The organism is Streptomyces sp. NPDC002911, assembly GCF_053591835.1.
In genome coordinates this window covers 104,512-124,827 of record NZ_JBSFUO010000017.1, presented here as the reverse complement: position 1 = coordinate 124,827, position 20,316 = coordinate 104,512, and the positions used below count along the sequence as shown (strand labels likewise).

General features: G+C 71.8%; 2 protein-coding genes. Both read right to left on the bottom strand.

The window, feature by feature from the left end; translation table 11 throughout:
• Positions 1-4,967, bottom strand: a 4,967-nt coding sequence (locus ACWD04_RS24025) for a non-ribosomal peptide synthetase (RefSeq protein WP_451135113.1), incomplete at its 3' end; no start/stop codon positions are given.
• Complete coding sequence (locus tag ACWD04_RS24020) at positions 4,964-20,290, bottom strand: SDR family NAD(P)-dependent oxidoreductase (protein ID WP_451135111.1); 15,327 nt, start codon at positions 20,288-20,290, stop codon at positions 4,964-4,966. The genes ACWD04_RS24025 and ACWD04_RS24020, both read right to left, overlap by 4 nt.
• Positions 20,291-20,316: the final 26 nt, after the last annotated feature.

Sequence of the window (20,316 nt, the reverse complement as noted above, 5' to 3'; positions counted from 1 at the left end):
GAAACAGAACGACCCTCACACTCCAACGCCACCGCACCCGGCGACCGCGCCGCAACCTCCTCGAACCACTCATGAACACAACGCCCCACCACACCAGAACCAGAACCAGAACCGGAACCGGAACCAGAACCGGAAACCGCGCCGGAAACAGCACCCGGCACAGAATTCCAGTCGACCAGCACGCGCTTGCGCAGCCCCGCGCTCAGCACGGGCAGCTCCAGGGCCGGGCCCTCGGCCGACTCGTCCCCGGCGAGTGCGTCGATCAGGTTCGTCATGGCGGTTTCGAGGTAGCCGATGACCAGTTCGGCGTCCTGCGCCTGGTCGATCTGGGCGTCGAGAGAAAAGGAACCGCCCAGATCGTCGACCGAGAGGGCCACCGGGTAGTTGCTTCGCTCGATCACGCCGGCGAGTGACCTGACACCCGCACGCTCCAGCTCGGAGTCGTCGATGCGGTCGTCGGACTCCAGGTGCCGGTAGTTCAGGATCGCGTTGAACAGGGGCGTCTCGCGGGGCACGTCGCTGTGGCCGTGGGCGACGGCCAGCGGGGTCTGCTCGTGGCGCACCAGCTCCCGCAGCTCCTGGTCGACGGTGCGCACCAGGTCGCGCACGCTCGTGCCGTCGAGGCCGACGCGCACCGGGAGCGTGTTGATGAAGTTGCCGAGCATGCGCTCGATCCCACGGGGGCCCTGCAGGCGCCCGGACATCACCGTGCCGAAGACCACGTCGTCGCGTCCGCTGCACGCCGATACGACGAGCGCCCAGCCGGCGTGGAACAGGGTCGCCGGGCTGACTCGCAGCTCCCTGGCACAGTCCCTGATCCGCTGCCCGAGACGGCTGTCCAGCGGGCGGCGCAGGTCCAGTACGCGGCGGCCGTCGCCATGCACGTCGTGCAGGCCGAACATCACCGTCGGCTCGGTCACGTCGCCGAGCTGGGTCCGGAAGAAGTCCGCCGGGTCGAGGCTCTCGGCACGGTGGCGGACGTGCGCGATGAAGTTCCGGTACGGTACCGGCTCCGCGAGGTCACCCTCCCTGCCCGTCATGTGCGCGACCAGCTCCTGGAACAAGAAGCCCAGCGAGGTGGCGTCGTCGATGACGTGGTGCAGGTTGAGCACCACGAACCACTCCGGGGTGCCGGGGTGGCGGGCGGCACGGAGCCGGATGAGCGGTGCGCGGTCCAGCCGGATCGTCTGCGGCCGCGCCAGCAGCTCACGGATCTCTTCCTGGATGTCGGCGCCGGGACGTACCTGGAATTCCTCCGGTTCGAGGTCGGCGTGCCGGACCACGAACTGCAGGGGCTGCGGCAGCCCCTGGGTCAGGATCGCCGTGCGCAGCGCGTCGTGCCGTGCGACGACCTGCCGCAGGGCCTGTACGAAAGCGTCCAGGTGCGCCCGGCTCTCGAAGGAGAACACACCGGAGAGCACATAGGGGTCCCGGCCGCTCTCCTTGAGGTGGTGGAACAGCATCCCCTCCTGCAGCGCCGCCAGCGGGTAGACGTCCTGGAGGTTGGCGGCTCCGCCCGGCACCGCGGCGACAACCGTCGCCAGTTCGTCCTCGGTCAGTGACACGAGCGGGAGCATGTCGGGCGTGATCCGGGTGCAGCCGGCGGGAATGCCGTTCGGTGGGACGGTGAACGGCTCGGCAGCCGCCTCGTTCGTCGTCGCGTCGTCCGGGGCCGCGGTCGCGGCGGAATCGATCGTGGCCGCCAGCTCGGCGAAGGTCGAGGCGCCGAACACGCTCTGGAGGTCACAGTCGAGTCCGCTGTCCGCCAGTCGGGCAGTCAGCTTGGGGATGAGCAGCGAGTGGCCGCCCAGTGCGAAGAAGTTGTCGTTCACACCGATGCGCCGCTCGTCGAAGCCGAGCAGCTCGGCGCAGATCGCGAGCAGGGACCTTTCGGTGTCGGTGCTGGGGGCGACGCGCTCGCCGGCGACACCGTACGCGCTCGCATCGGGCGCCGGGAGCGCCTTGCGGTCGAGCTTGCCGTTCGCGGTCAGCGGCAGCTCCTCCAGGTGGACCACGGCGTTGGGGATCATGTGCTCGGGCAGCGTGCGGCCGAGGTGCCGGCTGAGCTCCTCGTGGAAGTCGCCGACGTGTTCCCGGTCGAGGACCACGTATCCGACCAGACGCGGGTCGCCGGGGCTGTCCTCGCGGGCCAGTACGGCGCAGGCCTTGACGTCCGGGTGGCGCGCCAGGCTCTCCTCGATCTCACCGAGCTCGATGCGGAAGCCCCGCAGCTTGACCTGGTCGTCGATGCGGCCGAGGTACTCCAGGGTGCCGTCCGCCGTCCGCCGGACCAGGTCACCGGTCCGGTACATGCGCGCGTCGGGGGCATCGGCGTACGGGTTCGGGACAAACCGCTCACGCGTCAGAGCGGGGTTGTTCAGATAGCCGCGGGCCAGGCCGGCACCGGCGATGTGCAGCTCGCCCACGCAGCCGACGGCCTGCAGCCGGCCGAAGCCGTCGAGTACATGGAGCTGGATGTTCTGGATCGGCCGGCCGATCGGCACGGTGCCGGCCGGTTCCGTGGAGGGCGGGCACGCCCAGTGGCTGACGTCGATGGCCGCTTCGGTCGGACCGTAGAGGTTGTGCAGCCGTGCGCCGTGCACGGCGTAGTGCCGTGCGGGCAGCTCCGGGGGCAGGGCCTCGCCGCTGCAGAAGACCTGGCGGACGGAGGTGCACCGGGCCCAGCCTTCCTGGTCGAGCATCAGGCGCAGCATGGACGGGACGAAGTGCAGGGTCGTGACCCCGGCCGAGCGGATGAGGGAGAGCAGGTGGCCGGGGTCCTTGTGGCCCCCGGGCTCGGCGAGGACCAGACGGGCGCCCGTGACGAGAGGCCAGACGAATTCCCACACGGAGACGTCGAAGCTGAAGGGCGTCTTCTGGAGCACGACGTCGTCGGTACCGAGGGCGTACTCGTTCTGCATCCACTCCATGCGGTTGACGGCCGCCCGGTGCTCGACCATCACGCCCTTGGGGCGGCCGGTGGAGCCGGAGGTGTAGATGACGTACGCCAGATGGCCGGGGCCGGCGGCGACGGTGACGGGTGTCGCGGCGCCGTCCGGGACATCGCCGGTCAGGCGGCCCTCGGCGTCGAGCCGGATCACCTCGTCGGCACCGGACAGCACGGACGTGTCGGTTCCGGTCTGGGCCAGCACGATGCGGGCACCGGAGTCCTCGATCATGTACTCGAGGCGCTCGGCCGGGTAGCCGGGTTCCAGGGGCAGGTAGGCGCCGCCCGCCTTCATGATCGCCCACAGGCCGATCACCATCTCGAAGGAACGTTCCATGCAGACGCCGACGACGGTGTCCGCCGTGACACCCCGGTGCCGCAGCTCACGGGCGACGGCGTCGGCCCGAGCGCCGAGCTCCTCGTACGTCAGCGTCCGCCCGCCCAGTTCGAGAGCGGTGCGGTGGCCGTGACGGGCCACCGCGGCGTCGAGGAGGTCGGGCAGGCTGCGGTCGTCGGAGTAGGCGCGACGGGTGTCGTTCCACTCGTCGAGCAGCTGATGACGTTCCTCGTCGGACAGATGCGGTGCCTCGGAGAGCAGCTGCCGGGGTTCGGCCACCAGTGACCGCAGCAGTCGCCGGTAGTGGTCGAGGAAGCGCTCGACGGCCTCGGCGTCGAAGCGCCGGGCGTCGTACTTGAGGTGCAGCGTGTAGTCGTCGGCGGCGTTCTCGACGACCTCCAGGTGCAGCTTGAACTCGCCTTCCTGGGAGATCCGGTCGACGAACCGGAGGGACCGTGCGAGGCCGAGGCCACGGGCCTCGTCCGTCACGTGCATCATGCGCTTGTTCTGGAAGACGTACGAGACCTGGAAGACCGGCGAGTTGTCGGGGTCGGTCCGCAGACTCAGGTCCTGCACCATGCGCGGGAACGGATAGGCGGCGTGGTCGAGGCCGTCGGCCATGACCAGCGTCAGCTCCCGCACGAAGTCGGTGAACGGTTCGTCGCCGCGCACCCCGTGCCGGACGGGCACCATGTTGACGAAGTAGCCGACCGACTCGTCGTAGGCGGCGTCCGGCCTGCCCATGGAGGGAACGCCGACGATCAGGTCGCGCTCTCCGCTGTAGCGGTGCAGGAGCAGTTCGTACACGGCGAGGAAGAGGACGGCGGGCTTGATGCCGCGGGCGCCGCACAGGTCTCGCACTCCGGCGGCGAGCTCCGGCGTGAGCGCGAGCCGGGCGGTCGCTCCGACGGCAGCGGTGCCCGGCGCGGGCGCCCGCTCGATGCCGAGGCGCAGCACGGGAAGGGGGCCCGCCAGGGTGTCCTGCCAGAAGGCGCGGTGGCCTGCGCCTTCCGGCCCGGCGAGGAGGTCGGCCTCCCAGCGGACGAACGCATCGTAGTTGTCCTGCCGTCCGGAGGTGTCCTGCGGGGTGCGGCCCTCGATCAGCGCGTCGTACGCCTGGAGGAGGTCACGCAGCAGGACGGGGGTGGAGGCGCCGTCGAACACCAGGTGGTGGAAGACGAGCAGAACGAGGGTGTCGGGCGCGTCGGCCGAGCCCGCCGAGTAGACGAAGGCACGCGCCGGCGAGTCCCGGGCCAGGTCGAACGGTGCCTTGGCCTGCTCGCGCACGAGCGTGAGCAGGACCTCCTCGGGGAGACCGGGAGGCACCGGCTGGTGGCGGAAGCGGATGTCACCGGAGGTCCGCGGCGCCAGGTAGGGGGTGCCTTCGTCCTCCACGACCACGCTGGTCAGCGGGGTGTGGCGGCCGACCACGAGCTCGAACGCCTCCTGGAACACCGCGACGTCGAACGGCGCGGAGGTGCGGAAGCAGACCGGGACGTTGTACACGTCCGAGTCGGGGCGCAGCTTGTGGAGGAGCCACAGCCCCTTCTGTCCTTCGGACAGGGGATACCTGCCCGGGGCGTCCGTCCGGGACGCGTCCTGAAACCGCTCGTAGAAGGCGAGCACGTCCTCGGCGGAGTAGGTGCCCGCCTTGAAGCCCGCCAGAATCTGGTCTTCGTTCACGCGCCCGGTACTTCCTTCATGAGTGCCTTCAGATCTTCGAGTCCGACGTCGCCCTGCCGGAACGCTTCCAGGGCCCTGGCCCTGGCCTCCCGTACGTCGTCGGTCGTGTCGGGGGTGGGTGGTGCGACGGTCTCGGGTTCGCGCTTGGCGGTGAGTGCCGCCGTGATGCGCTCCAGGGTGGCCAGCTCCACGATCTCCCGTGCGGTGAGGCTCAGGCCGAGATCGGCTCGAATCGCGCGCTGGAGGCGGGCCCACAGGATCGAATCGACGCCGACGCCGTGCAGGTCCTTGTTCACCGGGAGTTCGCCGGCGTCCAGCCCCAGCGCCTCGGCGAGGTAGACCGCGAGGTAGCGGCCGATGTCCTCACCGGGGTTCCGGGCCGGGCCGGGGTCGCCGGGTCCCTGGGGCCCGCCGGTGCCGGTGCCGGTCTCGGTGCCGGTGGCGCCCGGCCGGCTGGTGACCGGGGTGGCCTGTGCCTGTGACGGCTTCGGCCTGCCGGTGTACCCGACCCAGTAACGCTTGCGGCGGAACGCGGTCGTCGACAGCGCCACCGGGCGGCGGCGGCGCCCCTCGTACAGGTCGCTCCAGGTGACCCGGCCGCCCCGCACCCACAGCGCGGCGAGCCGGTCCAGGTCGCCGTCGGCGAAGAGGCCGGCGACGAACGCCTCGCCGTGGCTGCCCGAGAGCAGGTCGCCCAGGGGCCCCGCGCCGTCCTCGGCGTTGCCGAGGTGCAGCTGTGCGGGCGGCTGTTCGGACTCCAGGAGTTCCGCCAGTGTCCGGCGCAGTTCCGCGCGGGATTCCACGACACACGCGAGCCGTTCCGCCAGCGCGTCCCGCCCCACCTGGAGGGTGTGGGCGAGGTCCGCCAGGTCGACGGAGTCGTCGTTCCTGACGAAGTCGTGCAGCATCCGCGCCGAGGCGCGCAGCCGCTCCGGATCGTGCGCGGAGAGCACGATCAACTGCGGCCGCGTCGCGTACGAGTCGGTCCCCGCGTCCGGCGCGGGGCGGCCGTCGGCGGTCTCGAACCCGGGGGCCTCCTCCACGACCATGCTGACGTGGCTGCCGCCCGCTCCGACGGAGTTGATGAGCGCGCGCCGTGGAGCGCCGTCCTGCCCCTGGCGTGGCCGCCAGTGGCTCAGGCCGTCGCACAGCCGGAGGGGGCCGTCCTCCAGCCGCAGTTGTGGGTTGGGCGTGCCGATGGACACCTGCGGGGCCAGTTCCCGATGGCGCAGCTGCATGACGACCTTGGTGAGCTGGGCGATACCGGAAGCCGCCTCGGGGTGCCCGAGGTTGGCCTTCACCGAGCCGAGCGCGATGGGCTCCGTGACGGAGCCGAACACCTCACGCAGGGCGCTGAACTCGACGGCGTCACCGAGCGCCGAACCGTTGGCCGCCGCCTCCACGTAGCCGATCGTGGCGGGGTCGCTGCCCGCCCGCTCCAGTGCCCGCCGCATCACGTTCACCTGCGTCCTGTGGCTCGGCGTCATGAACCGGTTGGCCCGGCCGCCGTGCAGGGAGGCACTGCCCTTGATGACGGCGTGGACGGTGTCCCCGTCCCGGCGCGCGGCTGTCAGCGGCTTGAGCAGCACCGCGCCCACCGCCTCTGCGGGCAGGTAGCCGTCCCCGTCGCGGAAGCTGCGGCTGCCCGGGTGGCTGCCCAGCAGCCGGCTCCGGGACAGGGCGACGTACTTGTCCGGGTGGACCGTCAGGTTCACCCCTCCGGCGATCGCCAGCTCGGTGTCGCCGCGCATCAGATCGGCGCAGGCCAGGTGGATCGCGGTCGCCGAGGAGGCGCACATGCTGTCCACGGCCAGGCTCGGTCCTTCGAGGCCGAAGAAGTACGAGACCCGGTTGGCCATGAGGTTGTACGACGCGGTCGAGGTCAGCGCCGAGCGTACGACGTCCTCGGCGTCCGCCCGGTACATCTGGTACATCGAGCCGACGTAGACGCCGACACGCCGGTCATGGCGCCGCTCGATGGTCTCCTGGGTGACTCCGCTCCGCTCCAGGAGCTCCCAGACCGTCTCCAGGAAGAGCCGCTGCTGCGGGTCCATGGTCTCGGCCTCTCTCGGCGAGATGCCGAAGAGGAGCGGATCGAACTGGTCGATCCCGTCGAGGAACCCTCCCCACTTGCAGTAGCTCTTGCCGAGCGCGTCCTGGTCCGGGTCGAACAGCTCCTCGTGGTCCCAGCGGTCGGCCGGGACCTCGGTGACGCAGTCGTCGCCGGAGCGGAGCCGGGTCCACAGGGTGTCGGGGTCAGGGGCGCCCGGATAGCGCCCGCTGATCCCGATGATCGCGATGTCGTCGCCGCGGGTTCCCTCCCCGGCACGGGCGGCACCGCCGGATGCGATGCCGGTGGCGGTGGCGGTGGCGTGGCGGATGTCGTCGCCGGTCGCGGTGCTGTCGCTGACGTCGTGGCCGCTTTGGGGGTGACCCGGGCGGGCGCGCGGTTCGTCCCGCACCCGTGACGGAGCCGACGTCCGGACGACCGCGGGCGCCGTCTCCGCTTGCGGCTCCCGCCTCGCGGATGCGCCGGTGCCGGCGGGCGAACCGGCATCGCTCCCCTCGGATGTGCCGACACCGGTGCCGGTCCCGCCGAACAGCGCACGCAGTTCGTCCTCGTGCTGGGCGATGAAGTACTCCGCCAGCGCGCGGACCGTCTGCACCTCGAAGAACAGCGTCTTCGGCAGTGTGCCGAAGGTCTTCTCCAACTGCGCGATCAGGTTCATCGCCACGACGGAGTCCATGCCGTAGCGCTCCAGCGGCGTGTGCGCGTCCAGGCGGTCGGGACCGAGCTTGAGAGCGGCCGCCAGCTCGCGGCGGAGGTGACGCACGGCCCTGTCGTGCAGAACCTTGTCGTGCGGCGCCTGTTCACGCCGGTCCTGGTCCTGCGGAGTACCGGCCTGCGCCCGCTCTCCGGTCAGACGTGGCAGCAGCGCCTCCCGCTGCCCGGCCACGACCAGGAGCCTGCCGTCCCGCAGGTCGGTACTCAGCTCCGACAGACCGGTCCGCAGGGCGTGGAGCCCGCGCGCGGTGTCCAGCGGCAGGAGGTCCATACGCCGTAGCTGCTCCTCGGCCACCTCGTCCACCCGCATTCCGCCGTCCGCCCAGAGCGGCCAGTTGACGGACAGGGTCCTGCCGTGTCGCAGCCCGGCGTCCACGAGGCGATTGCGATGGGTCGCGTAGGCGTCCATGAAGGCGTTGGCGGCCGCGTAGTCGGCCTGCCCCGGGTTGCCGAGGGCGCCGCTCATGGAGGAGAAACAGAGGAAGACCTCCAGCGGCTGGTCCCGGGTCAGCTCGTCGAGATGGACCAGCCCGGCGACCTTGGGCTCGAGGACCCGCGCCAGTTCCTGAGGCGTCTTCCTGATCACGAAGTCGTCGTGCAGGACGCCGGCGCTGTGCACGATGCCGGTCAGCGGTCCGTGGGTGCGCGCGATGTGCTGGAGCAGACCCGCGACGGCGCCACGGTCGGCGACGTCCGTCCGCTGGTGGTCCGTCCGCAGTCCCGCCGCCCGCAAGGCGTCGACGGTGTGCCGCTGACGCTCGGTGAGCGCGGACCGGCTGGTGAGGACCACGGTCGCGCCGCTGGCCGCGACGGCGATCTCCTCTGCGGTGATCAGGCCCAGGGCTCCGGTGCCGCCGGTGATCAGGTAGACGCCGTCCGCACGCCAGGAGGGCTGCGTCACCGCGCGGGGCCCGGCGGCCACTTCCTCCAGGCGCCTGACCTGACGTCGGCCGGCGCGGTAGCGCACCTCCGGACTGCCGGCACCGACGGACTCCGCGCGCAGCCGGTCGGCGATGACGGCCGGCACGGCAGTGTCCAGGCAGTCGATCAGCCCGGTGCGGAGCTTGGGGTTCTCCAGCGTCACGGTCTTGAGCAGGGCGCTCAGCCCTCCGAATACGGCCCGGCGCTCGTGCTCGTCGTCGCCCGGAGCTCCGGCGAGTACGACCTGGAGCAGCGCGGAACCGCGCACCCCGTGTTCCAGCAGGGCGCGTGCCCGGGCGAACACACGCTGTGCCGCGACGAGGTACTGGCCGTCCAGCGGGAGCTCGTCCGTGAGTTCGACGACCTCGTGGTGCGTCGAAGGGGGCAGTGCCGCCGTCAGCGCGCGTGCCTCGGCGGCCGCGAAGGTGACGAGGACGACGTGACGCTCGTCGACGTCGTCGCCTGCGGTGAGAACGGCGGCAGCCTTCTCCGGCTCCCACACGGGCCGCAACAGCACCAGCTGCCCGGCCCCGGAACCCGGATCGGAACCTGAACCGGACTCGGATGCGGACCCGGCGCCCGGCGGGCTCGGGATCGTGGTTCCCATTTTTGCGAGCGAGGACGCGGTCTCCGCCACGGGTCCGGCGGGCGCGGGCAGTTCCCGCAGGGCGAGGCCGCGCAGCTCCACGCAGATACGGCCGTGCTCGTCGTACACGTCGATGTCGTAGGTCCGCGCGCCGGAGCGGAGCCACACGTGGGCGCGCTCGGGCGTCGCGGCATGGACCTGCACGCTGTCCAGGGCGAAGGGCACCATCACGGCCGCCGTGTCCGGCGCCGCGGCGTCGTGGCGGACCAGACCGATCCCCGCCTGCAGGGCCCCGTCCAGGATGCTCGGGTGCAGGCACAGCCCCTCGGCCCCGGTCCGGGCGCCGTCCGGCGTGCTGAGGTCGGCGAAGACCTGCGAGCCGCCCTCGCCCGCGTCGTCGTCGCCGACAGTGAGACGCTCGATGCTCCGGTAGGCCGGGCCGTAGTGCAGGCCCTTGCCCGCGAAGTCCGCGTACACCCGGACACCGTCGAGCTGTTCCCCCGCGCACCGCGCCCGCAAGGTGTCCAGGGACACCTCGTACCGTCCGGGCACCTCCTGGAGGAGGGTCGCCCGGCCTCGTCCGGCCAGTTCCTCGTGATCGTCGACGCCGGTGCCCGTCACGTACAGCTCGTACTCGGTCTCGTCGCCCTCCAGCACCCGCAGCCGCAGGTTCAGCACCAGCTCGCCGCCCTCCAGGGCGACGGGCCGCAGCCACACGACGTCGTGCAGCCGGACTCGGCCGGGCTCGGTCAGCTCGAAGGCCCGGGCGACGGCCTCGCGGGCCATCTCCAGCTGCGCCACGGCCGGCAGCACATACCTGTCACCGACCCGGTGGTCGCGCAGGAAGGGCTCCGAACCGACGAATCGGGTACGGAAGGCCGGCGCGAAGGCCGTGGAGTCGTTGCGGTGCAGCAACGGGTGCAGGACCGCCTCGGACGTCCCGATCGCGCCGATCCGCGAGGCGACAGCCGCGTCGGTGTCGACGGTGATGTCGAGCCAGTGGCGCTCGCGTGCGAACGGGTAGCCGGGCAGGCCGATGCGCCGTGGCCGCGCCCCGCCCGCCGGGTACAGCCGCTCCCAAGCGACGGCCTCTCCCCCGACCCAACGGTGCGGCAACCCGTCGAGGCCGTTCTCGGCCTCCGGGTCCGCGTCGCCCTCTGCGAGGGCGACGCGGGTGTCCTGACCGGGTCGTATGCTGCCACGGGCCCAGTCGCCCGGCCCGGCGGGGTCGGCGAGGAACGCGTCGAGCCGCTGCTCGACGGATTCCAGCGAGCCGGCCGTGAAGGCCAGCCGTTCGTCGAGGGCGACGCGACCGGTCTGCAGCGTCCACGCGAGGGACGGCACGTCGTCGTCGGTCAGTTGGGCGATACGGGACCGAAGCCGCCGGGCCTGCTCCACCAGCTGCTCATCGGTCGCCGCCGAGAGCGGGAGCACGACGGTGCGGGGGACGGACGCCACGGCTGTGCGCGCCGGCTGCTCGCCCGCGGCCGGCTGGTACTCGGCGATGATCACATGGGCGTTCGAGCCACCCGCACCGAAACCGGAGACTCCTGCGATCCGCGGCCCGTTCCACGGCTCCAGCCGCTGCTGGACGCGGAACGGCGTCCCGTCGAAGTCGATGTGCGGGTTGAGCGTGCCGGAGTGCAGGCTCGGCACCAGCTCGCCATGGCGCATCTGGAGCAGCACCTTGGTGACACCGGCGATGCCGGCCGCGCTTTCGCAGTGGCCGATGTTGGACTTGACCGAGCCGATCGCGCAGCCCTGCGAGGACAACGCGCCGCCGGTACGCCGGAACGCCTTGACCAGGCCGGCGAGTTCGATCGGGTCGCCGAGCGAGGTGCCGGTGCCGTGCGCTTCGAGGTAGCTCATCGAGGCGGGGTCGACCCCGGCCCTGTCGAGCGCCCGGGCGATCACATCGCCCTGGGCGACGGGGCTGGGCACCGAGAAGCCATGGGTCCTGCCACCGTGGTTGAGTGCGGTGCCCTTGATGACTCCGTGGATCCGGTCGCCGTCGGCGAGGGCACGGGCCAGCGGCTTGAGCAGTACGGCGCCCACGCCCTCGCCGGGCACGTAGCCGTCGCCGCCCTCGCCGAAGCTGCGGCAGCGGCCGTCGCTCGCGGCGAACTTGCCCTGGCTCAGCATCAGGTACTTGTTCGGATGGACGCTGACATTGACACCGCCGGCGATCGCCGATTCGCACTGGCCGCTCTTGATCGCCTCACAGGCGAGGTGGATCGCGGTCAGCGAGGACGAGCACATGGTGTCGACGGCCATGCTCGGGCCGTGGAAGTCGTAGAAGTACGAGACCCGGTTGGCGATCGAGGACGGGCTGCCCGAGAGCGCGACCCGGTGCCCGCGCGCCTGCGCCTGGGCTCCGTGCAGCTGGTACTCCTCGTACATCACTCCGACGAACACGCCCACCTTGCCCGCCTGCACGACGGACGCCTCGGCGCCACGCTCGGCGGACTGCCGTGCGAGGAGTTCACCGGTGTATCCGGCGTCCTCCAGCGTGTGATGGACGCACTGGAGGAACAGCCGCTCCTGGGGGTCCAGGTACTCGGCCTCACGCGGCGAGATGCTGAAGAACAGGGGGTCGAATCGGTCGACTCCATCGAGGAAGCCTCCCCACTTGCAGGTGGCGTCACCGTAGTCGCGGTGGTCCCAGCGGTCCGCCGGTATCTCCGTGACGCAGTCACGGCCGGAGCGGAGGTTCCGCCAGAACTGGTCGAGGTCCTCGGCCTGCGGGTACCGGCCGCTGACCCCGACGATCGCGATGTCGGTCACCGCGTCGGCCGGACCCGGACCGGCCTCGACGGCCTGGCTGAGCGGTGCTGCGGCGGGCGCGGCCGCACCGGTGCCGGTGCCGGCATCGGCATCGGCATCGGCATCGGCATCGGCATCGGCGGCCAGCGCGGTGTGCAGTCCCTCCGCGTATTCCTCGGCGAAGTGCTCGCTCAGCGCGCGGATGGTCCGCACCTCGAAGAACAGCGTCTTGGGCAGCAGGCCGAAGGTGTCCTCCAGGTGGCGCGTGAGCTCCATGGCCATCATGGAGTCCATGCCGTAGTGCTCCAGCGGAGTGTCGACGTCCAGCCGTTCGGCGTCGACCTGGAGGGCCGTGGCGAGCTGGCGGCGCATGTAGGGCACGGCTCGGTCGACGAGCGGCGCTCCGCCCGGCGCGTCCTGGCCGGAGGGGGCCCCTGCAGGGGCGGACGCCGGCCCGGCAAGGGTCCTCGCGGGAGTGGGGGCCGGCTCGCCGGGGAGTACCCGTGCGCTCAGTCCGGTGAGTTCCACGCACACCCGCCCGTGCTCGTCGACGAGCGTGACGTCGAGCTTGGCCGCGGCGTCCCCGGGTCGGGCACCGGCCTGATACCTGATCCAGGCGTACGCGGTCGCCGGGGTCGCCGCGAGCACGTCGAGTCCCAGGAGCGCGAAGGGCAGCGCGGGCCGTGCCGCGCGCCCGTCACGGCCGTCTTCGCCGCCGGCCGGGAGCCCCAGGCCGATGGTGGCCTGGAGGGCTCCGTCGAGGATGCTGGGGTGGAGACCGTAGGACGCCGCTCCAGCATCCTCCGCGGACGGCGGCAGACGCAGTTCGGCCAGCACCTGGGGCCGTCCGGCGGCGTCAACGCCCACGGTCAGCCCGGCCAGCGAACGCTGCGCCGGGCCGTAGCCCATACCCACCCGGTCGTACAGGTCGTAGATCTCCGCCGAGGAGAAGGCGGACCCGGCGCATGCGCGGCGCAGCTCCCCGAGCGCGAGTGCCGGGCGGTCGGCCGGCGCGGCCGGCACAGTCGCCCGGCCCTGACTGCACAGGGCACGCGCGCCTTCGGCGTCGACGCTGTGGATGGTGTACGCGTACTCGGAGGCGGTCGTGTCCGAGCCCTCCGTCAGGAGCCGCAGGCTCAGCCGGAGGTCCAGCCGGTTCCCTCGGCAGACCGCGGGCCGCAGCCACACGACGTCGCCGAGGCGTAGGCGCTCCGCGGCGCCTTCGCCCAGGGCGCGGACGACCGCCGCCCGCGCCATTTCGAGGTGCGCGGCGCCGGGCAGCACAGGGGCACCCTGCACCTGGTGGTCCCTCAGGAACGGTTCGGTGCCGTCGAAGACGGATGCGTACAGCGACATGACGGTGCCGTCCGGGCCGTTGTCACCGTCGTCGGCCGGTACGTCGCGATGCAGCATCGGGTGGGCCCGCCCGGGACGGCGCGGCGTCGAGGGGTACTGCGTCGAGGGAGCCGCCGATGTCGCCGCGCCCTGCGCGCCCCGCCCGGCCCAATAGCTTTCCTGCGCGAACGGATAGGTCGGCAGGGCCGTGCGCCTCGGCCGTGGTGCCTGTGCGTACCACCGCTGCCAGTCGACGGGGTGGCCCGCCACCCATCGGGCGAGGGCGTGGTCGTACCGACCGGACGTGAGCCAGTGGTCAGCCTCGGCGAGCCGGCCGGCGTCGGGCCGGGCCGCCGTGGACGCGGAGGTCCGCCGGGGCACCGTGCCACGATGCCAGCCGTCGTGGACGTCGGGGTTCTCGACGAAGGAGGTGAGCCTGCGCTCCAGCTCCGCCACCGAGACGACGAGGGTCGCGAGCCGCTCCTCCATCACCTCGCGCCCCACCTGGAGCGTGAAGGCGAGGTCGGACAACTGCACGGCTCCGAGGGGCTGGTCCCTCAGGTGGTCGCGCAGCCGCCGGGCCTGCTCGGCCAGCTGCTGCCCGGTGCGGGCCGACAGGGTGACCAGGGCGGGACGGGAGGCGGAGCGCGAGTCCACGGACGACGCCCCGTTCCGCGAAGCGGGGGCGTACTCCTCCAGTACCAGATGGGCGTTCACGCCACCGAACCCGAAGGAACTGACACCGGCCCGGCGCGGGATGTCCCTGCCGTCGGCGTCACGGGGCCGCTCCCAGGGACGGCGCTCGCGGACGACCTCGAAGGGGCTTCCCTCGAAGTCCAGATAGGGGTTGAGCTCCTCGCAGTGCAGGCTCTCGGCCAGCGTGGCGTGGCGCATCTGGAGCAGCACCTTGATGACTCCGGCCACACCGGCGGCCAGTTCGAGGTGCCCGATGTTGCTCTTGACCGATCCGAGGCCGCAGGGGGCGGGTTCGGGCAGCGTGCCCGGCTTGCCCGCCGTCTCCTCGTACAGCGCCCCGAAAGCGCTCTTGAGTCCGTTGAGCTCGACAGGGTCGCCCAGCTCGGTGCCGGTGCCGTGCGCCTCGATGTAGGTCACGGTACGGGGGTCGATGTCCGCCTCGCGGTAGGCGGCCTTGAGCAGCTCCGCCTGCGCGTGGGGGTTGGGCGCGGTCAACGAGTGGGCCCGCCCGCCGTGATTGACGGCCGTACCGCGGATGACGCCGAGGATGCGGTCGCCGTCGCCTTCAGCCCGGTCCAGGGGCTTGAGGACCAGGATGCCCACGCCCTCGCCCCGCACATAGCCATTGGCCTGGGCCGAGAAGGTCTTGCAGCGGCCGTCCTCGCAGAGCATGCCCGCACGGCTGTACCCGATGTGCAGATCCGGGCTGACGATCGTGTTCACGCCGCCGACCAGGGCGAGGCCGCTCCGGCCGCTGCGCAGCAGCTCGACGCCGCGGTGGATGGCCACCAGCGAACTGGAGCACGCGGTCTCGACCGGCTCGCTCGGGCCGTGCAGATCGAGGAGATAGCTCACCCGGTTGGGGCCGACGGACCCGGAGACCCCGGTCGCCGCGTAGCCGTCCTCGCCCTGTCGTTCCTGGAGGACCTGGTTGCCGTAGCCGCTGGGGGCAGTGCCGACGATGACGGCGGTGTCGCTGCCCGCCAGGCTGGACGGCGCGTATCCGGCGTCCTCCAGTGCCTGCCATGCGTGGGTGAGCAGAAGCCGCTGCTGCGGGTCCATGGCGAGGGCCTCGCGCGGCGAGATGCCGAAGAAGAGCGGGTCGAAACGGTCCGCGCCGTCGAGGAAGCCGCCCCAGCGCACATGCTTCCTGTTGCTCGGCGTGGCCGGGTCGTCGTGCATGGCCCGCCAGTCCCAGCGGTCCTGGGGTATCTCGGTGATGCAGTCCCTGCCGTCGCGCAGGTTGTCCCAGAACGCGGCAAGGTCGGGGGCCTGCGGGAAGCTTCCACTGACGCCGATGACGGCGATCGGCATCGCCGTCCCCGACGGGGAGGCCGCCACGGGGCCGGGTACGGATACGGTGATCGGCTCGGGTACGGAGGCGTCGGCCGGTGCGGAGTCCACGTCCCCGATCGGGTCGGCGTACGTCGCGGCCAGGTGGGCGGCGACGCTGTCGACGGTCCGGTACTCGAAGAACACGGTGGGTGCCAGGCTCACACCGAAGCGGTCGCCGAGCCGGCCCGCCAGCTCCGTCAGACTGATCGAGTCGAAACCGTACTCACCGAACTCACCGTCCACGTCGATCTCGTCGGCCGGAACCTTCAGCAGCGCCGACACCTCCGCGATCAGCGTCCTACGGGCCGTTTCCAGCAGGTCGGGCGTGCCGGGAGTGCGGCCGGCCGCACCGGCGGCGACCCGCGGAGCGGACTCGGGGCCGCTGTGGGCGAGGTGTGCGGCGAGGCGGGCGGGTGTGGTGTGTTCGAAGAACACGGTCGGGGCCAGGCTCAGTCCGTAGCCGTCGCCGAGCCGGCCCGCCAGCTCCGTCAGACTGATCGAGTCGAAACCGTACTCACCGAACTCACCGTCCACGTCGATCTCGTCGGCCGGAACCTTCAGCAGCGCCGACACCTCCGCGACGAGGGTGCGCTGCCACATCTCCTGTATCTCGTATGTCGACGGACGCGGTGCGCCGGCGGCGTGGACCGAGGACGCCGCCAAGGGAGTCGCGGGCTGGGCGGGAGCGGAGACCGGCGAGGGGGGTGCGACTCCGACGGCAGCGGCGGTCCCGCCGATCCACGCCGACAGGCGGGTGAGCAGCAGCTCGCGGTCGCCGCAGAGCACCAGCGTGTGCCGGTGGCCGTCGGCGACGGCGGCCGTCAGCGCCCGCAGCGCGTCCTTGGTGCCCAGCGGGGTCACGCCCAGGTCGCGCAGCCGGGCCAGCATCGCGTCGTCGACGCGCATGCCGCCGTCCGCCCACAGCGGCCAGCCGATCGACAGGGCACGACCGGACCTGGTCCCCCGCGCGGCCAGTTCGCCGCGGTGCGCGACATAGGCGTCCATGAAGCCGTTGGCCGCCGCGTAATCCGCCTGCCCCGCGTTCCCCAGCGTGGCCACGGTGGACGAGAAGACGATCAGCTGGTCCAGCGGCTGGTCCGCGGTGGCCTCGTCCAGGTTCACCAGGCCCGAGGTCTTGGGCGCGAGGACGGCGCGCACGTGCTCGTCCGTCTTCGTGGCGAGGTAGCCGTCGTGGAGCACTCCGGCGCAGTGGACGATCCCGTGGATCGCACCGTGGCGGGACACGACATCGGCGACGAGGGCGTCGACGGCCCGGCGGTCGGTGACGTCGGCCCTGCGGTACTCGACGGCGACGCCCGGCGCTCCGACCGAACCGAGCGCACGCAACCGAGCGGTATCGGGTTCGGAGCGGCCGACCAGCACGATCGTGCCCCGGTGAAGGGTCCGGGACAGCTCTTCGGCGACGATCCGGCCCAGCCCGCCGAGTCCGCCCGTGACCAGGTGGACGCCGCCTTCGCGCCACGGAGCGGCAGCGGTGTCCCCGGCTCGCGGGTGCGGGAGGGGCTCCACCAGCCGGCGGACCTGCCGCCTTCCGCCGTGGTGGCGGATGTCGTGCTCGGCGTGGTCGCGGGCGTCCGCGTCGATGGCTCCGGCGAGCGTGGCTGCGGACGCCGGGTCGGTGTGATCGAAGCGGTCGAGGTACTCGACGCACTGGGTTCTCAGCCAGGGATGTTCGAGTGAGGCCGTGCGCAGCAGGCCGGACATGCCGGCCGGCACCCGGGCGGCGGAGGAGCCGTGGCCGAGGACGACGAGCTGCACGAGGTGCTCACCGGTGGCGCCGCGCTCGGCGACGCGGGTGCGTATCCCGCTCAGCAGGGTCTGCGTCAACCGCAGGTACTCGGCGTCCAGTGGACGATCGGCGGCCGGATCGAACGTCCGCAGTTCGGCGCCCCGGGGCAGCAACGCGGACAGGGCGCGTACCGAGGAGTCGGTGACACCGGCGCCGACCAGCCACACGTCGTGGCCGCCCGGGACAGCGGGCGCACCGGAGGGGGCGGGTCGCAGCTCCCAGCGCGGCTCCAGCGTCAGTACGGCGCCGCCGGCCGTGTCCGGCACGGGCGCCCGGTCGGCCGTGGCCGCGCCGTCGCCGGATCCGGTATCCCGCCGGGCGGTCCCCGACTCGTCGCGGGCCGTGTGCAGCCAGTAGGAGTCCTTGGCGAACGGATAGGTGGGCAGGGAGATCCTGCCCGGCCTGGGCCCGTCCGCGAACAGCAGCTCGAACGCGATGGCCCCGCCCTGCGCGTACTGCTCTGCGAGCGCTTCCAGGTGGCGCGGATCCGTCTGTTCCAGCGCCGTCCCGTCCGGCTTCCGCTGCGGGCGCCGGGGCTTGTCGTCACCGGTCCTGAGGGCCGGCGCGCTGCCGGATTCCAGCCAGGTGCGCAGCGTCCGGACGACCTGCCCGGGAGTGTTCGCCACGTAGGCCAGGCGGTGACGGAAGTGCTTGCGGCCCTGGAGCAGGGTGGCGCTGATGTCCCGCAGGCTCTCCCCGGGGTGGCCGTCGATGTGGACGACGAGCCGGCGCGCCTGCTCCTGGAGCTGCGCGGCGGTACGCGCGGACAGGACGATCAGACGGGCGCCGTCCTCCGGCCCGGGCGCGGGGGCCGTGGGGGCCGTGGGCGCTTCCGCCAGTACGAGGTGTGCGTTGGTCCCGCTGTAGCCGAACGAACTGACCGCGGCCAGACGGGGCCTGTCCCGGCGCTGCCAGGCACGCGCCCGGGTGTTCACGTAGAACGGGGTGCCGTCGAGGTCGATGTGGCCGTTGAGCCGCTCGTACTGGATGGTCGGGGGGAGTGTCGCGTGCTCCAGCGCGAGGATCGCCTTGATGGAGCCGGCCACGCCGGCGGCGCACGCGGTGTGCCCGATGTTGCTCTTCACCGAGCCCAGGGCACAGTGGCCGCGCCGGTCGGTGTGTGCCTCGAAGCTCCGCACGAGGCCGTCGATCTCCACCGGGTCGCCCAGGGCGGTGCCGGTGCCGTGCGCCTCGACGAGTTCGATGTCCGCCGGGTCGATGCCGAACCTGTCGTACACGCGCCGCTGGAGCTGGGTCTGTGCCTCGGCGCTGGGGGCGGTGATGCCGTTGGACCTGCCGTCCTGGTTGACACCCCAGCCCTTGATGACGGCGTGGACGCGGTCGCCGTCCGCCTGGGCGTCGGCCAGCCGCTTGAGGAGCAGGACGCCCACTCCCTCCGCGGGTACGAAACCGTTGGCCCGCTCGTCGAACGCGTAGCAGCGGCCGTCCGGGGACAGGGCCCGCAGCTGACTCATCGCCACATGCACGCCCGGCCCGGGTATGACCCATACACCGGCTGCCAGTGCCGTGTCGCTGTCGCCCAGGCAGAGGCTGTCGCAGGCGTTGGCGATCGCCACCAGGGACGAGGAGCACGAGGTGTCGATGGAGAGGCAGGGGCCCTTGAGGTTGAGCGTGTAGGAAACGCGGCTGGCGAGGACGGCGCTGTTGGTGCCGAGGTTCTGGTGCGCGCTCAGCTCGGTCTCGTCGAGCCTGCCGCCGTAGCCGTTCACCGAGCAGCCGACGAAGACACCGCACTGCGTGCCGGAAAGGGCCTCGGGGTTGTAACCGGCCTCTTCTATGCAGCGCCAGCTCTCCTGAAGGAGGACGCGCTGCTGCGGGTCCATGTACTCCGCCTCGCCGGGCGAGATGTTGAAGAACAGCGGGTCGAAGTGGTGGGCGTTCTCCAGTACGCCCATCCACTTGCTGTACGACTTGCCGGGCGTGCCGGGACGCTCGTCGTAGTACTCGCCCACCTCCCACCGGGAGGGGGGTACTTCGGAGACGCAGTCGCGGCCCGTGGAGATGTTCTGCCAGAACTCGTCGAGATCGTCCGCCTTGGGGAATGCCCCGGACATACCGATGACGGCGATGTCGACGAGTTCGATGCCGCGCCCGGCCGGCCGGCTCGCCGCCACGGGCTCGGGTGCGGCCTGCGGTGCCGGGACCGGCTCGGGTGCGGCCTGCGGTGCGGCCACGGGCTCGGGAGGCTTCACGTCGAGCTCTCCGGCCAGGTGCCGGGCCAGCTCGCCGATGGTCGGGTGGCCGTAGACCGTCGTCGCGGAGAGCGAGAGCCGCAGCCGGGTGTTGATGGTCCGGGTCCAGGTGACGCCGGTGATCGAGTCCAGTCCCAGCTCCACGAACGGCGTGTCGTCGTCGAGATCGGACTCGGCCAGCTCCAGCTCCCCGGCGAGACTCGCCCGCAGCCACGTCGCGAGTGCGGTCTCGGCCCCCACGAGGCTCTGCGGCCGTACCGCGGGGAACGGTTCGGCCCTCTGCGACCGGATCTCCTCCTCAGCCGCCGCCGTCCCGACGACCGGGGCGGTGGAGACGGCGGCCACCGGCGGGGCAGAGGGGTCGTGCGGCGACGACGAAGCGCCGGCCTCTCCGAGCAGATCCGCGAGGTGGCCCGCCAGCTCGTCGACCGTGGGGTGGCTGTAGACCTGGGTGGCGGAGAGCGACAGGCCGAAGTGCGTGTTCAGCCTGCGGGTCCAGGTGACGCCGGTGATCGAGTCCAGTCCCAGCTCCACGAACGGTGTGTCGTCGTCGATCGCCGACTCGTCCAGTTCCAGCTCCGCCGCCAGGCTCCGCCGTAGGTGTGCGGCAACGCCGTGCTCTGCGGAGAGGGAACCGCGCAGGGCAGCCGAGGGCCCAGAAGTCGTGTCACTCATCAGATCTCCCAAGGCGCCCTCGATCAGGGCGGACAACTGGCTGAACGTGGGGTGACCGAAGACATCGGCCATCGTGAGAGAAAGCCCGAGGGAGAGGTTGACCTCGCGCAGCCACACGACGCAGCTGATCGAGTCCAACCCCAGCTCCAAGAGATGCACGTCGCCGGAGACCGGAGCCCCTTCGGTTCCGATGACGCCGGTCAACGATTCCTGCAGGAACCGATGCAGAT